This is a genomic window from Dethiosulfatibacter sp. (genome assembly GCF_983023055.1).
This window is the reverse complement of record NZ_CEZJXU010000068.1, coordinates 2160-2965: the sequence shown is the minus strand read 5'-3', so window position 1 is coordinate 2965 and position 806 is coordinate 2160. Positions and strand designations below refer to the sequence as shown.

The 806-nt window shown below is 40.7% G+C and carries 1 protein-coding gene; it reads left to right on the top strand.

Going from position 1 to position 806, the window contains the following annotated elements:
- On the top strand, window positions 1-806 hold an 806-nt coding region (locus AC3AX0_RS03955; RefSeq protein WP_487549005.1), incomplete at both ends, for a hypothetical protein.

Here is an 806-nt window from a genome sequence, read left to right as displayed (position 1 = left end):
TAAAGACGTAATGCTTTACTGGGAATCGGATGGAGAGCCTCTAGACGATAAGTTTCAACCATTAAGAGTTGCAGTTCCTGACGAAAGGTCAATGTACTGGGTTGGAAACATTGCAGGAATGGAACTCATTAAGGGCGAAGAAACAGGAGATATGGACAAGGATTCCGAAGGCAACACGGAAACTATGGCTCACGAAAATTCAAAAATACTTTTCATGGAAACTGCTATATCCACTCTTGAAGCCGAAGAATATACATACTACGAAGCTGCAGACCAGGCTGTAAAAGTAGAAAGTCTATTCACAGAATTTGGAAATACTGAATCAGACAATGTTTTCGTGGAAGCAGTTGACAACTTCACTAAAACTGAAAAGATGGACATCCTTCTTGCAGGATATATTAAATTCACAGGCGAAAACGCTCCCATGTTCCTATCACCCGACCTTCCAAAGGGAATGCATGTTAAAAACCTTCTTATGGTCAAGGACGGAAACACTGCATTTGTTTCTGAAAGCCTGTCATTTACAAAATATGCAGATAGCCTTGTAACAATTCTTGAAGACGAATGTGTGCCTTTAGTCAAAATAGAAGCGCTTACAGGTCTTGCTAAAGGAATGAGCTACACTCTTACAGCAGCAGACGGATATTCAAAGACAATTGACAGGGAAACATTCCTTAAAGGTGGAATGTATGCGAGAAACAACGGCGGATACGGAATCGCCTTCGAAGGAATGGACAAGAAAGCTAAAATTAAGAACATCCTTTCTATAGAAGTTGTAGAAATGGACAAGGACATGGATCTGGGAG